Source organism: Coprococcus ammoniilyticus, from assembly GCF_025567345.1.
In the GTDB taxonomy this organism is placed as follows: domain Bacteria; phylum Bacillota; class Clostridia; order Lachnospirales; family Lachnospiraceae; genus Coprococcus; species Coprococcus ammoniilyticus.
The window spans coordinates 396,927-411,420 of record NZ_JAOQJS010000002.1 but is presented as its reverse complement, the minus strand read 5'-3'; the positions used below and the strand labels follow the sequence as shown (position 1 = coordinate 411,420).

Genomic DNA, 14,494 nt, shown 5'->3' with positions numbered 1-14,494 from the left:
CAGGAGGAACAAACAAAATGGCAGTAAAAATCAGATTAAGAAGAATGGGTTATAAGAAGCATCCTTTTTACAGAGTAATCGTTGCAGATTCAAGATCCCCAAGAGATGGTAGATTCATCGAGGAGATCGGAACATATGATCCTAACCAGGAGCCAAGCGTAGTAAAGATCGATGAAGAAGCAGCTAAGAAGTGGCTTCAGACAGGTGCTCAGCCAACTGAGACTGTTGCTAAGTTATTTAAGCAGGCAGGTATTGAAAAATAATATCACCAGGGAGGTGTTTAAATGAAAGATTTAGTTGAAATCATTGCAAAATCCCTAGTAGATCATCCAGAGCAAATATCTGTTACTGAGACAGAGAAAGACGATATAATTAAAGTTGAACTGACTGTTGCACCAGAGGATATGGGCAAGGTTATCGGAAAACAAGGCAGAATTGCCAAATCCATCCGTACAGTTGTAAAAGCAGCTGCTTCAAAGGGTGACAAAAAGGTAATTGTAGATATTAAGTAGTACAAAGATCTTTTTGGGGGAGTTATCATAACTCCCCCATTTTTAGTTATAGTGGAGGAAAGATATAATTTTGGAAGACAGACTGAGAGTGGGTGTGATCACAGCACCGCATGGTATCAAGGGAGAGGTAAAAGTATATCCGACAACGGATGACCTGAATCGATTTAAAAGCCTGAAAAAATGTTTTCTGGTATCAGGCAGCAAAGAGATTGAAACTGAATGTACATCCTGTAAATTTTTAAAAAACATGGTAGTTTTGAAGCTTGCAGGGTATGATAGTATAAATGATATAGAAGCTTTAAGACAATATGATATTCTTGTAAACAGAGAGGATGCCGTAGCCTTAGAGGATGGTGAGTTCTTTATCTGTGATGTGATCGGATCAAAGGTATACGATCAGAATGACACAGAGATCGGTGTGATCGATGATGTACTGGAGACACCGGCGAATCATATCTTTGTTATAAAGAAAAAAGGACAGGACGATATCTATGTTCCGGTTGTAAAGGAATGGGTAACAGATATTGATACGGTAAATAAAACGGTAAAGGTACATCTTCTGAAAATCGCAGAAGATTAGAACGAATGGAGAGAATGATGAATTTTTATGTTCTTACATTATTCCCCGATATGATCATGGACGGGCTTAGAACCAGTATTACCGGCCGGGCGATGGAAGCAGGGCTGATCCATATTGAAGCAGTGAATATCAGGGATTTTACAAAGGATAAGCATAAGCATGTAGACGATTATCCGTATGGCGGCGGAGCCGGAATGGTGATGCAGGCAGAGCCGGTTTATAATGCCTATCAGTATTTGTGTGAAAAGACAGGAAAGAAATTAAAGGTTGTATATATGACACCGCAGGGACGGACATTTACACAGAAGGTGGCAGAAGAATTTGCCGTTGAAGATGATCTGGTACTTTTATGCGGACATTATGAGGGTATCGATGAACGTGTGCTGGAGCTGATCGTAACGGATTATGTATCGATCGGTGATTTTGTCTTAACCGGCGGTGAGCTTCCGGCAATGGCGATCATTGATACTGTATCCAGACTGGTTCCTGGGGTATTGAACAATGATGACAGTGCGGAGATCGAATCCTTTCATGACGATCTGTTAGAATATCCACAATATACTAGACCGGTAGAATTCATGGGGAAGAAGGTTCCGGATGTGCTGCTTTCCGGTCATCATAAGAATATAGAGGCATGGAGACTGGAACAATCGATCAGCCGGACAAAAGAACGGCGGCCGGATCTGTATGCGAAATATGAAGCAAATCACCCGGTTGTGGAGAAGAAAAAGAGAAAACGGTAAATTCCCGCTTGAAATTCACATTTATGACATAGATGTTTGTTAGAATACAGCAAGAAATGAAAATAACAGGAGGTCGCATATGGATAGTATAAAGGTATTGGTAGTTGACGATGAGAGCAGAATGCGTAAGCTGGTCAAGGATTTCCTGAGTAAGAAAGGATATATTGTTCTGGAAGCAGGAGACGGTGAAGAAGCGGTTGATATCTTTATGAATAATAAAGACATCGGACTGATCATTTTAGATGTTATGATGCCGAAGATGGATGGCTGGGAGACCTGTAAGGAGATACGGAAGTTCTCACAGGTTCCGATCATCATGCTGACTGCAAAGTCAGATGAAAGAGATGAGCTTCTGGGATTTGAACTTGGTATTGATGAATATATCACGAAGCCGTTCAGTCCGAAGATCCTGGTTGCCAGAGTAGAAGCAATCTTAAGAAGAACCAGTGATGTACCAGCTGACAGTGTGATCTCGGTAGGCGGTATCACGATGGATCTTGCAGCCCATATCGTAACGATCGATGGAGAACCGATCGAACTCAGTTATAAAGAATTTGAGCTGTTGAATTATTTTATGGTGAATAAAGGAGTTGCATTATCCAGAGAGAAGATACTGAATAATGTATGGAATTATGATTATTTTGGAGATGCCAGAACGATTGATACCCATGTAAAGAAGCTCAGAAGCAAGTTGAAGGATAAAGGTGACTATATCAAGACGATCTGGGGCATGGGATATAAGTTCGAGGTGGATGATGAGAAAAAGGTCGATAAGGAGTAAGATAACACTTTGTCTGATGGCGATCATTACTGTGATGATCCTGCTGTCAGGCATTTTGTCCGTTATCTTCATTAAAAAATATTACTACAATGAACTGAAAAATAATCTGATCCAGACCTATCAGGAATGTGATGCTTTTTTCAAAGATTCATCAAATAAGAACAGAGATGGCAGCTATGACCTTGACAGCATGGAGAGCCTGCTCGAGAATAAATCCGATGCGATGATCTATATTGTGGATGATGTTCATATGAAGATCTATACAACGGTAAATGAGGATACGGCTGTATTTAACAATCTGAAAAGTATCGGTGAGTTCCTGATGTTCTCAGACAGTATAGATGCGAATAATTCCCAGATCGAACGGGAAGAGGTCGAGAAGCATAAGGATTATAAGATACAGATCACAAAGGATAAGGATACAGCTCAGAGTTATTTTGATCTGCTCGGATTTCTGGATAATGGATTTGTTATTATCGTGCGTACCACAATTGCCAGAGTGGATTCCACGATCCAGACAACGATCAAATATTTTATGGCTGTACTGATTACAACAGCAATCATCAGTTGTATTCTGATGTATTTTGTCAGTGAGATATTTGCCGGACCAATCAAACGGCTTACCAGGGTTGCAAAACGAATGGCAACTCTTGATTTTGATGCAAGGATCGAGCATCCGTCCAATGATGAGATCGGTGAGCTGTCCTGTTATATGAATGATCTGTCGTATAAGCTGAATAAGACGCTGACGGAGCTTAAGGAGACAAACCAGAAGCTTCAGGTGGAGATTGATGAGAAGATCAAGATTGACGAGATGCGTAAGGAATTCCTGTCACATGTATCACATGAATTAAAGACACCGATCGCACTGGTACAGGGTTATGCAGAAGGCTTGCGGGATAATATCAATGATGATGAAGAAAGCAAGAATTTTTACTGTGATGTCATTGTTGATGAAGCAAACAAGATGAATAAGCTGGTAAAGCAGTTACTTGATCTGAATGAGATAGAATTCGGGCAGAACCGAGTGAATAAGGAAATGTTCAATATCGTTGATCTGATCCATAATTCCATCGATTCGTCTGCAATCCTTGCAGAGCAGAGTCAGGTTACGATCGTTTATGATGATGTAGATCCGATCAATGTCTATGCGGACGAATTCATGATCGAAGAAGTCTTCCGTAATTATCTGACAAATGCGATCCATTACTGCTATAAAGAGAAAGAAGTCCGTGTCTGGACAGAAAAATATATGTATGAAAAACCGGGAGCCACATATGAAGAAGGATCGATCCTTGGAAATCTCCGTGTCTATGTATATGATCAGGGACCAAATGTACCGGAGGGCGAACTGGAGAAGCTGTTCATCAAGTTCTACAAGGTAGATAAGGCAAGAACCAGAGAATATGGCGGAAGCGGCATCGGTCTGTCCATTGTTGCGGCTACCATGCAGGCACATAAGAAGTGTTATGGTGTGTATAATGTAAAAGATGGAGTTGTGTTCTATTTTGATCTGGATATCATCGGGGAGACAGACGATATCGAAGAAAAAATCGGTATTGAAAAGAAAGAAACAGAATAATTTCTTTGCAAAAAAATGGAATACAGAATATACTAATCAATGATTATGTGGATAGAGAGGAAATGTTATGTCGTATAGTGCAAAAAATATAGAGGTGCTGAAGGGACTGGAGCCTGTAAGACTCAGACCGGGTATGTATATCGGTAACACTGGAAGAAGCGGTCTGAACCATCTGATTCAGGAGCTGATCGATAACTCCGTGGACGAGCACCTTGCAGGTTATTGTAAAAATATATATGTCAGTATCAATGAAGACGGTTCAGCGACCGTGTCAGATGATGGACGGGGTGTTCCTGTTGATATACATGAGACAGAGGGAATACCTGCGGAACGTGTCGTATATACCGTACTGCATGCTGGTGGTAAGTTCAACAGCTCCACATATAAGATCAGTGGTGGTCTTCATGGTGTAGGTTCTGCTGTTGTAAATGCATTATCAAAGAAGCTGCTGGTTGAGGTCGCAAGAGACGGATATCTCTACACGGACAGCTATGAGTATGGCGTTCCGGTAACGGAGCTGACTCCGGAAGGAAATCTGCCGCGTACCCGGTTAAAAGAGAAACGAACCGGAACAAAGGTAACCCTATATCCGGATGATACGATCTTTGAAACAGTAAAATTCAAAGCCGATGCGATCATGCAGAGAATCAAGGAAACGGCATATCTGAATCCGGAGCTTACGATCACATTTCATAATAAGAGAGACGGCAAGGAACCGGTCGTATTCCATCAGCCGGGCGGTCTGTCCGCATTTGTAGAGGATATATCGGAAGGACTTACACATACTTCGCCGATCATTGCGATCAGTGGAGAGAAAGAGAATATAACTGCTGATATCGTATTCGTCATGACAGAGGATGGGGAAGAAAACATCATCGGTTTTACAAATAATATCACGAATCCGGAAGGCGGAACACATGTAACAGGTTTCAAGTCAGGATTTGCAAAGCTGATCAACTCGTATGCAAGAAATGAGCTTGGGTTATTAAAGGAAAAGGATGCGAACTTAAGTGGTGCGGACATCCGTTCCGGTATGCAGGCAATCATATCTGTAAAGCATCCGGATCCGCAGTTTGAAGGGCAGACGAAGACGAAGCTGTCGAATACAGACGTTACAAAGGCTGTCGATGATATTGTAAAAGAACAGCTTACCGTTTATTTTGACCGTAACTACGATGTCTTAAAGGATATCTGTGATCGTGCAGTCAGCCTGTCTAAGAAGAAGGCTCTGGAAAAATCCAAGATCAATCTGAATAAATTCTCCTTTGAAGGAAATGGAAAGCTTGCCAAGCAGGAATCCAATGATCCGTCCAAATGCGAGATTTTCATAGTCGAGGGTGATTCTGCCGGCGGCTCTGCTAAAACAGCCAGAAACCGTAAATATCAGGCGATCCTGCCACTTCGTGGTAAGATCTTAAACGTAGAGAAGAAAACAGTAGCCAAGGTTCTTGAGAATGCCGAGATCAAAGCACTTATTAATGCATTTGGATGCGGCTTTATGCAGGGCTATGGCAACGATTTTGATATTAATAAATTAAACTATGACAAGATCATCATTATGACTGATGCCGATGTCGATGGCGCGCATATCGCTACATTGCTTCTGACATTTTTCTATCGGTTTTATCCGGATCTGATCAATGAGGGTCACATCTATATCGCAATCCCGCCGCTTTACAGAGTGGGCGAGGGCAAGCATATGCAGTATCTGTATTCAGATGAAGAACTGAACCGTTATCGAAAGAAGCATACCGGTAAATTCACGATCCAGCGTTACAAAGGTCTTGGAGAAATGGATGCAGACCAGCTCTATGAGACAACGATGAACCCGGAGAGCCGTGTGTTAAAGCAGGTATCGATCAACAGTATCGTGGAAGCAAATAAGCTGACACAGACGTTGATGGGAACAGAAGTAGCACCGAGACGAGAATATATTGAGACACACAGTACAGATGCAGTGCTTGATATCTAAGAGGAAAGAGGAAATCTATGTCTGAAAAAATCTTAAATGTTGATTATGAAAGTGAAATGGGACAATCCTATGTAGATTATTCCATGAGCGTTATAACAGAGCGTGCGCTCCCTGATGTCAGGGACGGTTTAAAGCCGGTACAGCGTCGTATCCTGTATTCATTAAACGGTTTGGCAGGTTCGGACAAGCCACATCGTAAATGTGCGAGAATCGTCGGTGATACGATGGGTAAATATCACCCACATGGAGACAGTTCAATCTATGAAGGTCTTGTAAATATGGCGCAGAACTGGAAGCTTCCGATCCCACTTGTAGATCCGCATGGTAACTTTGGTTCGGTAGATGGCTCCGGTGCAGCGGCAATGCGATATACCGAGGCAAGAATATCCAAATATACCGAGGATGTCTGCATGAAGGATCTGTCTTTCTTTAAGGATCAGTTTATTCCAAACTTCGATGGAACAGAGACAGAGCCTACATTTCTTCCGTTTCAGGTTCCGAATATCTTAGTCAGTGGTTCGACAGGAATCGCAGTTGGTATGGCAACCAATATTCCGACACATAATCTCGGAGAAGTGATCGATGCAACCGTGATGTATCTGAATGATCCGGAAGTACCGCTTGAGGATCTGTTAGATGTGATGAAAGGACCGGATTTCGCAACCGGCGGTATCATCAATGCATCCAAGGCAGACCTGATGCAGGTCTATGAAACAGGACTTGGCAGGATCAAGGTCAGAGGTAAGGTGGAGATCCGTGATATCGGTCATGGAAGAAAGAGTATCTGTGTAACCGAGATCCCGTTTACGATGATCGGTGGAACAGCGAAGTTCTTGGATACGGTTGCAGAGCTTACCAGAAACCGTGAATTACCGGCCGTTGTAGATATCGCTGACCGTGGAGACAAGAACGGAGAATGTCTGTGTATTGATGTAAAGAAGGGTACAACAGATGAAGAAATCCGGAATATCATTAATATTTTATATAAAAAGGCAGGACTTGAGGATACCTTTGGTGTAAATATCAACTGTATTTATGATGGCAAGCCGGAGGTCATGGGACTGAAGCGGATCCTGTCAATCTATACAGATTTCAAATACGGACTATACAATACCAAATACACGAAGCTGTTAGAAAATCAGATGGAAGTACGGGAGATCAAGACCGGTCTTCTTACAGCGGTTGACTGTATCGACCTGATCATAGAGATTCTGCGTGGAAGTAAGAAGGTAGCGGATGCAAAGGCATGTCTGATGCATGGAGATACCTCCAATATTACATTCCGGTTCAAAGGTTCAGAGGCAGATGCAAAGTTCTTATGCTTTACCGAGAAACAGGCAGATGCGATCCTTGCAATGCGTTTACAGAAGCTCATCGGTCTGGAAGTAAATGCCCTTAAGAAAGAACTGGAAGATGCAGAGAAGCTGATCAAGAAGTATTCAAAGCTGCTTGAAAGCAAGAGCAATATGAAGAAGCAGATGATCGCAGATATGTTAGAGATTAAGGAGAAATATGCGATTCCAAGAAAGACTGTGATCGCAGACTGTGGCGAAGTTGTCGTTAAGAAGGCACAGGCAGTTGAGACAGAGGTTGCTGTACTTCTCGATCGTTTCTACTATATCAAGGTCGTTGATGCCAATCTTTATGATAAAAACAAAGCGCAGATCGACAAAGACTACCGGTTCTCATTCAAATGCAAGAACACAGAACGTGTTGGTGTATTTGCAGATAATAATCAGATGTATATGATCAAGGTTGCTGATATCATCAAGCTTCAGGCAAAGAAGAATACCGGTAAAAAGGGAAATGGTTCCGGTCTGATCGGCAGATTGTCGGATAAGGGTATTCAGATCTTTGAATTCTGCAATATGAATGGAAATGAAAACATATTATATATGTGCTGCATCGAGCAGATCATAGATAAGAACCTGTTATTTGTGACCAAGCATGGTCAGGCAAAGCTGGTTCCGGGAAATAACTACGATGTACTTCGTAAGATGATCGCAGCATCCAAGCAGGAAGAAGATATCATCTTTATCCATGATGCCGAGATGGAAGATTTCATCGTTGTAAAGAGTATGCTTGGCTACTATGCAAGAATCCAGATCAGCGAGATCCCGGTCAAGGGAAAAGGCGCAGGCTGCATCCGCCTGGTGAACATCACCGACGATGACGAGATCGAAGAAGTAGCAGTCGGCAGCACAAAGGACAGCTTCTTTGTAGATAACACAGAGATCCTGTTTACACGAATCAAAGCATGTAAACGTGGCAGTAAAGGAACAAAGCTGCGGTTGTAGGGAAGAAAACATAGAGAAAGGTTAAAACGGAAAAACAAATGATAGCGATTATTGATTACGATGCAGGTAACATCAAAAGCGTCGAAAAAGCCGTACAATTTCTTGGCGAAGAAGCCATAATTACAAGAGACAGGGATGTCATTATGGACAGCTCCGGAGTTATTCTTCCGGGTGTTGGAAGCTTTGGCGATGCAATGGGAAAAATCAATGAATATGGATTGAAAAATGTTATTTATGATGTCGTTGATTCGGGAAAACCATTTCTGGGTATCTGTCTTGGACTTCAGTTATTATTTAAGACAAGCGAGGAGACACCGGGAGTAACAGGATTGGGAATCGTAGATGGACAGATCCTTCGGATTCCGGATGCGCCGGGACTTAAGATTCCACAGATCGGATGGAACTCACTTGATATCAATCCGAAAGCAAGGTTATTTAAAGGACTTCCGGAACATCCATATGTATATTTCGTTCATTCGTATTATCTGAAGGCAGATCATGAGGAAGATGTAGCTGCATCCACATTTTACTCAACGAATATCCATGCTTCGATCGAACATGGCAATGTATTTGCCTGCCAGTTCCATCCGGAGAAAAGTTCAACCGTTGGACTTCAGATCCTGAAGAATTTTATAGAATTGGAGGCGTAATCATGCATACAAAGAGAATTATTCCATGTCTGGATGTGAAAAACGGACGAGTTGTAAAGGGTATTAATTTTGTAAATCTGGTAGATGCCGGAGATCCGGTTCAGGTTGCTTCAGCTTATGATAAAGCCGGTGCGGACGAGCTTGTATTCTTAGATATCACTGCATCCTCCGATCAGAGAAATATCGTAGTAGATATGGTCAGACGTGTGGCTGAGACGATCTTTATTCCATTTACGGTTGGCGGTGGTATCCGTACCGTTGATGATTTCAAAGCCATTCTCCGCGAAGGTGCAGATAAGGTATCGGTTAATTCAGCAGCGATCGACAATCCGAATCTGATCGCAGAAGCAGCCGATAAGTTCGGAAGTCAATGCGTAGTTCTTGCCATTGATGCAAAGAAACGACCGGATGGCGGTTGGAATATCTTCAAGCATGGCGGTAGAATTGACTGTGGTATCGATGCAGTAGAATGGGCAATGAAAGCAGTTGAACTCGGTGCAGGAGAAATCCTTCTTACCAGTATGGATTGTGATGGTACGAAAGCCGGATACGATATCGACCTTACCAGAACGATTGCAGAGAATGTAAATGTACCGGTTATTGCTTCCGGTGGAGCAGGAACCAAAGAACACTTCTACGACGCACTGACAGAAGGAAAAGCAGAAGCTGCACTCGCGGCATCATTATTCCATTACAAAGAGCTTGAAATATCAGATTTGAAGAAGTATTTAAGTGAACGTGGCATCCCTATGCGGATGATGTAAGATATTATCTTACTATAAGAACAAAATACATGCAGAAAAAAGGGTAAATAAAAACAGCTACAAATATCTCTATGAAGCAGACCTTTTTTCACGTCGGTCCTTAATGAACCGCAAGAGCGGTGAATTTAGTACCGTTACGTGAAAAACAGAACGCAAGTGATCTGCGGAATAGAAGATATATGTAGCTGTTTTTTATATTGTAAGCTATAACTGCATGTATTTTGTTACCGGAGCTTCTTGTTGGCCGCTGCCAGCATCAGCTTAATACGGTTGATCTGGTTAACCTCGGATGCTCCTGGATCGTAGTCGACTGCCACAATGTTAGCATCCGGATAAGCCTCACGAAGATGCTTGATAACACCCTTGCCGACAATGTGGTTTGGCAGACAGGCAAATGGCTGTGCACAGACAATATTTGCGGCACCGCTGTTGATAAGCTCGATCATTTCACCTGTTAAGAACCAGCCTTCACCGGTTTGGTTACCGATGGATACAAAAGGTCTGGCATATTCTGCAAGATGCGTGATCGGTGTAGGTGGATCAAAACGTTTGCTTGCCTTTAAAGCATCAGTTGCAGGCTTTCTCATATGCTCAAGGAGCGAGATGGCTGCATTTCCGATGATTGCGCCTTTGTGTGTCTTGCCCAGATATTCATATTTATAATTACTGTTGTAGAAGCAGTACATGAAGAAATCGAGCAGATCCGGCATAACAGCTTCAGCACCTTCTGATTCCAGCAGATCAACCAGATGGTTGTTGGCAGATGGAAGGAACTTTACAAGGATCTCTCCAACGATACCGACTCTTGGCTTCTTGATGTCAAGAAGCGGGAGAGTATCGAAGTCATGTACGATTCCGTTGATATTCTTTTTGAATTTTGCGGTGCTTCCTGTTTCTTCCAGTGTCTTCTTACAGATCTTTTCCCATTTCTCATGGATCGCATTTGCAGATCCCGGTTCTTTCTCGTATGGTCTTGTATGGTAAAGACAACGCATGAAGACATCACCATAGACAAGTGCCTGAATTGCCCGCTTTGCAAGCTTTAAGGTGATAGGGAAACCGGAGTTCTTCTCAAATCCCTGAGCTGATAATGCAATTACAGGGATCTGGCCGTAACCTGCTTTTGCAAGCGCACGTCTGATAAATCCGACATAGTTGGTTGCACGGCAGCCACCACCGGTCTGGCTCATGATAACTGCAAGTTTATTTACATCATATTTACCGGATGTGATGGCACTCATCAACTGACCAACGACGATCAGAGAAGGATAACAGGCATCGTTATTTACATATTTTAATCCGACATCGATTGTTTCCTTGGTTGCATCCGGCAGGATCTCGATATTGAGTCCCATAACCTTGAATGCAGATTCCAGCAGATTGAAATGGATCGGTGACATCTGTGGAGCAAGAACGGTGTAGTCTTTCATCATATCCTTGGTAAATTCGATTCGGTTGATCGCACTGCTTGACGGGCAGGTCTTGTAGTTCTGTTCCTTTCTGGAATTAACTGCACTGATCAGTGAACGGATACGGATTCTGGCAGCACCAAGGTTACTTACTTCATCAATCTTCAAAACGGTATAGATCTTTCCTGATTTTGTCAGGATATCATTTACACAGTCGGTTGTTACGGCATCCAGACCACAGCCGAAGGAGTTCAACTGGATCAGTTCCAGATTGTCACAGGTCTTAACATAGTTTGCTGCCTTATATAATCTGGAGTGGTACATCCACTGGTCAGATACGATAAGCGGACGATCTACCTGTCCCAGATGAGCAACGGAATCCTCTGTCAGAACAGCGATCTTATATGAGTTGATCAGTTCCGGAAGACCGTGGTTGATCTCAGGGTCGATATGGTATGGACGACCGGCAAGGACGATTCCAAGGATGTCGTGTTCATCGATATATCGAAGAGTTTCTTCGCCTTTTTCACGGATATCGGTCTTTACTTTTTCTGCTTCTTCATATGCAGCACGGACAGCAGATGCGATCTCATCGGTTGTAACATCGTAGTATTTTTTCATTTCACGATACATACGATCGACAAGAGCCTGTTCATTATCCAGTGCGACGAACGGACGGATAAAGGTGATCTTGTCATCCTTTAATTCTTCCATGTTGTTTTTGATATTTTCGGCATAGGATGTAACGATCGGGCAGTTGTAGTGGTTATTTGCTTCCGGTGTTTCGTTCATTTCATATGGAACACAAGGATAGAAAATGGATGTGATACCATTCTTTAACAGCCACATAACATGTCCGTGTGAGATCTTAGCCGGATAACATTCGGATTCACTTGGAATCGATTCGATACCAAGACTGTAGATATCTCTGGATGACTTTGGAGAAAGTACTACCGAGAATCCTAGCTTTGTCAGGAAAGTGAACCAGAATGGATAATTTTCATACATATTCAGGACACGAGGAATACCGATCACACCACGTTTTGCCATATCAGGTGTAAGCGGGGTATAGTCGAAGATCCTGTTTAATTTATATTCGAACAGATTCGGGATGTTATCAGCATTCTTCTTAAGACCGACACCCTTTTCACAACGATTTCCAGTAATGAAATTCTTACCGTTTGAGAAACGGTTGATCGTCAGCAGACAGTTGTTGGTACAGCCCTTACATCTGGTCATATTTGTGGTGTAAGTCAGCTTGCTGATCTCATCAATCGACAGCATAGAAGTCTTAAATCCCTCTTTATATTTATTCATGGCGATAAGGGCAGCACCGAAAGCACCCATGATACCGGAGATATCCGGTCGGATAGCGGTTCTGCCGGAAATCACCTCGAAGCTCTTTAAGACAGCATCGTTGTAGAAGGTACCACCCTGTACGACGATGTTCTTACCGAGATCCTTTGGATCCGTCAGCTTGATAACCTTTAAAAGTGCATTCTTAATAACGGAATATGCAAGACCGGCTGAGATATCAGCTACGGATGCACCTTCCTTCTGAGCCTGTTTTACTTTTGAATTCATGAATACCGTACATCTGGAACCAAGGTCGATAGGAGTCTTGGCAGTTGTAGCGATCTTTGCGAAATCAGCAATATCATAATTTAAGGATTTGGCAAATGTTTCAATGAAAGAACCACAGCCGGAGGAACATGCTTCATTTAACATGACATTATCTACGACTTTGTTCTTGATCTTGATACATTTCATATCCTGGCCACCGATATCGAGGATACAGTCAACCTCAGGATCAAAGAATGCTGCTGCTGTATAGTGGGCAATCGTTTCTACTTCGCCAAAATCAAGAGAAAGTGCCTGCTTGATCAGGGCTTCACCGTAACCGGTAGAGCATGAACCGGCGATGACAGCACCCTCCGGCAGCTTGGAATAGATATCCTTGATCGCTTTGATCGTTGTATTTAACGGACTTCCGTTGTTGCTGCTGTAGAAGTCGTATAATAATTCACCATTTGAACCGACAAGAGCTACCTTGGTGGTTGTAGAACCGGCATCAACACCGATGAAGCAGTTCCCTTTATATGTAGCAAGGTCACCGCGTTTTACTTTATATTTATTGTGCTCCTCCTTGAATGTTTCATAGGCTGCTTCGTCTTCAAATAATGGAGGGAGACGGAGTACATTTTCAGCCATATGTAACTCACCGTCTAAGGAATGACTGAGTTCGCCGAGCGTTCTGGATATCTCCGGCTTGGAATTCAGGGCAGCACCTGTTGCAGCAAAAAGATGAGAATGACCCGGATCGATGATCGCATCCCCGGTCAGATTCAGAGTACGGATAAATGCATTTTTCAGTTCCGGGAGGAAATGAAGCGGGCCGCCTAAGAACGCAACATTTCCTTTGATCGGCTTACCACATGCAAGACCGGAAATTGTCTGGTTGACAACAGCCTGGAAGATAGACGCAGCCAGATTCGGCTTGGTTGCACCTTCATTGATCAGAGGCTGGATATCTGTCTTGGCAAATACACCACAGCGGGCAGCAATGGGATAGATCGTATCATAGTCCTTTGCATATTCGTTCAGACCACTGGCATCTGTCTGAAGAAGAGTAGCCATCTGGTCGATGAAGGAACCTGTACCACCAGCACAGACACCATTCATACGCTGTTCGATTCCATTTGTAAAATATATGATCTTGGCATCTTCGCCACCAAGCTCGATCGCAACATCCGTCTGTGGAGCATAGTCTTGTAATGCTTCTGAAACACAGACTACCTCCTGGGTAAAAGGTACACCGATAACCTCTGCCAGCGCAAGACCGCCGGAGCCGGTGATCGCCGGAGTAACTTCTACATCACCAAGCCTGGCTTTTGCATCATTTATAAGAGCCTGTAATGTCTCCTTTATGTTTGCGTAGTGTCTTCTGTAATCAGAAAATAATATCTTGTGTGAATCATCAAGAACAACAACTTTTACGGTTGTTGAGCCGATGTCAATTCCTAATTTGTACATAAAAACCATCCTAATCTTTTTGCAAAATTTTCTCTTTATTGAACCGAATCTATTATAGTGGAACGTTTTACAAAAAACAATGATTTTTTCCCTTTTCTGACGAACTTAATATTTATTTTAGGATTGATTTTCCTTGATTTTTTATTATTTAATTTTTATTTTAGAAAAAGG

General features: G+C 42.7%; 11 protein-coding genes. 10 read left to right on the top strand and 1 reads right to left on the bottom strand.

Going from position 1 to position 14,494, the window contains the following annotated elements:
* Positions 1 to 17 precede the first annotated feature (17 nt).
* The 10 genes from rpsP to hisF all read left to right on the top strand — a co-directional run bounded on the left by rpsP (position 18) and on the right by hisF (position 9,881).
* Positions 18 to 263, top strand: coding sequence for a 30S ribosomal protein S16 (gene rpsP, locus OCV60_RS04350; RefSeq protein WP_021943973.1), 246 nt, complete (start codon positions 18 to 20; stop codon positions 261 to 263).
* A gap of 21 nt (positions 264 to 284) precedes the next feature.
* Positions 285 to 512 carry a KH domain-containing protein gene (locus tag OCV60_RS04345; RefSeq protein ID WP_008401006.1) on the top strand — a complete coding sequence of 76 codons (228 nt, stop codon included), beginning with the start codon at positions 285 to 287 and terminating at the stop codon, positions 510 to 512.
* Positions 513 to 582: 70 nt separating this feature from the next.
* A complete protein-coding gene (gene rimM, locus OCV60_RS04340; protein WP_021943972.1) occupies positions 583 to 1,092 on the top strand; it encodes a ribosome maturation factor RimM in 510 nt (169 codons plus the stop codon).
* A 17-nt stretch (positions 1,093 to 1,109) separates the two neighbouring features.
* Complete coding sequence (gene trmD, locus OCV60_RS04335) at positions 1,110 to 1,835, top strand: tRNA (guanosine(37)-N1)-methyltransferase TrmD (protein ID WP_021943971.1); 726 nt, start codon at positions 1,110 to 1,112, stop codon at positions 1,833 to 1,835.
* Between the two features lie 79 nt (positions 1,836 to 1,914).
* Positions 1,915 to 2,616, top strand: a complete 702-nt coding sequence (locus OCV60_RS04330; RefSeq protein ID WP_262529483.1) for a response regulator transcription factor — start codon at positions 1,915 to 1,917, stop codon at positions 2,614 to 2,616.
* Positions 2,591 to 4,198, top strand: a complete 1,608-nt coding sequence (locus OCV60_RS04325; RefSeq protein ID WP_021943970.1) for a sensor histidine kinase — start codon at positions 2,591 to 2,593, stop codon at positions 4,196 to 4,198. Before OCV60_RS04330 ends, OCV60_RS04325 begins: the two co-directional genes overlap by 26 nt.
* 67 nt (positions 4,199 to 4,265) lie before the next feature.
* Positions 4,266 to 6,170: a DNA gyrase/topoisomerase IV subunit B gene (locus tag OCV60_RS04320; protein ID WP_262529481.1), complete on the top strand. Its 1,905-nt coding sequence runs from the start codon at positions 4,266 to 4,268 to the stop codon at positions 6,168 to 6,170.
* A gap of 17 nt (positions 6,171 to 6,187) precedes the next feature.
* Entirely contained in the window at positions 6,188 to 8,467 is a 2,280-nt protein-coding gene (locus OCV60_RS04315) for a DNA gyrase/topoisomerase IV subunit A (RefSeq protein ID WP_021943969.1), read from the top strand.
* A 38-nt stretch (positions 8,468 to 8,505) separates the two neighbouring features.
* Positions 8,506 to 9,117, top strand: coding sequence for an imidazole glycerol phosphate synthase subunit HisH (hisH, locus tag OCV60_RS04310; RefSeq protein ID WP_021943968.1), 612 nt, complete (start codon positions 8,506 to 8,508; stop codon positions 9,115 to 9,117).
* A 2-nt stretch (positions 9,118 to 9,119) separates the two neighbouring features.
* Positions 9,120 to 9,881, top strand: coding sequence for an imidazole glycerol phosphate synthase subunit HisF (gene hisF, locus OCV60_RS04305; RefSeq protein ID WP_117784789.1), 762 nt, complete (start codon positions 9,120 to 9,122; stop codon positions 9,879 to 9,881).
* A gap of 224 nt (positions 9,882 to 10,105) precedes the next feature.
* Here hisF and OCV60_RS04300 read toward each other — a convergent pair whose 3' ends face one another.
* Positions 10,106 to 14,323 (bottom strand): 2-hydroxyacyl-CoA dehydratase, encoded by a 4,218-nt coding sequence (locus tag OCV60_RS04300; RefSeq protein ID WP_262529477.1) that lies wholly within the window; start codon positions 14,321 to 14,323, stop codon positions 10,106 to 10,108.
* Positions 14,324 to 14,494 lie beyond the last annotated feature (171 nt).

Coding starts and splice junctions, on each gene's coding strand:
- OCV60_RS04300 (WP_262529477.1), bottom strand. CDS start 14,323: ATGTACAAATTAGGAATTGACATCGGCTCAACAACCGTAAAAGTTGTT.
- OCV60_RS04330 (WP_262529483.1), top strand. CDS start 1,915: ATGGATAGTATAAAGGTATTGGTAGTTGACGATGAGAGCAGAATGCGT.
- hisH (WP_021943968.1), top strand. CDS start 8,506: ATGATAGCGATTATTGATTACGATGCAGGTAACATCAAAAGCGTCGAA.
- OCV60_RS04320 (WP_262529481.1), top strand. CDS start 4,266: ATGTCGTATAGTGCAAAAAATATAGAGGTGCTGAAGGGACTGGAGCCT.
- hisF (WP_117784789.1), top strand. CDS start 9,120: ATGCATACAAAGAGAATTATTCCATGTCTGGATGTGAAAAACGGACGA.
- OCV60_RS04345 (WP_008401006.1), top strand. CDS start 285: ATGAAAGATTTAGTTGAAATCATTGCAAAATCCCTAGTAGATCATCCA.
- OCV60_RS04315 (WP_021943969.1), top strand. CDS start 6,188: ATGTCTGAAAAAATCTTAAATGTTGATTATGAAAGTGAAATGGGACAA.
- rpsP (WP_021943973.1), top strand. CDS start 18: ATGGCAGTAAAAATCAGATTAAGAAGAATGGGTTATAAGAAGCATCCT.
- trmD (WP_021943971.1), top strand. CDS start 1,110: ATGAATTTTTATGTTCTTACATTATTCCCCGATATGATCATGGACGGG.
- OCV60_RS04325 (WP_021943970.1), top strand. CDS start 2,591: ATGAGAAAAAGGTCGATAAGGAGTAAGATAACACTTTGTCTGATGGCG.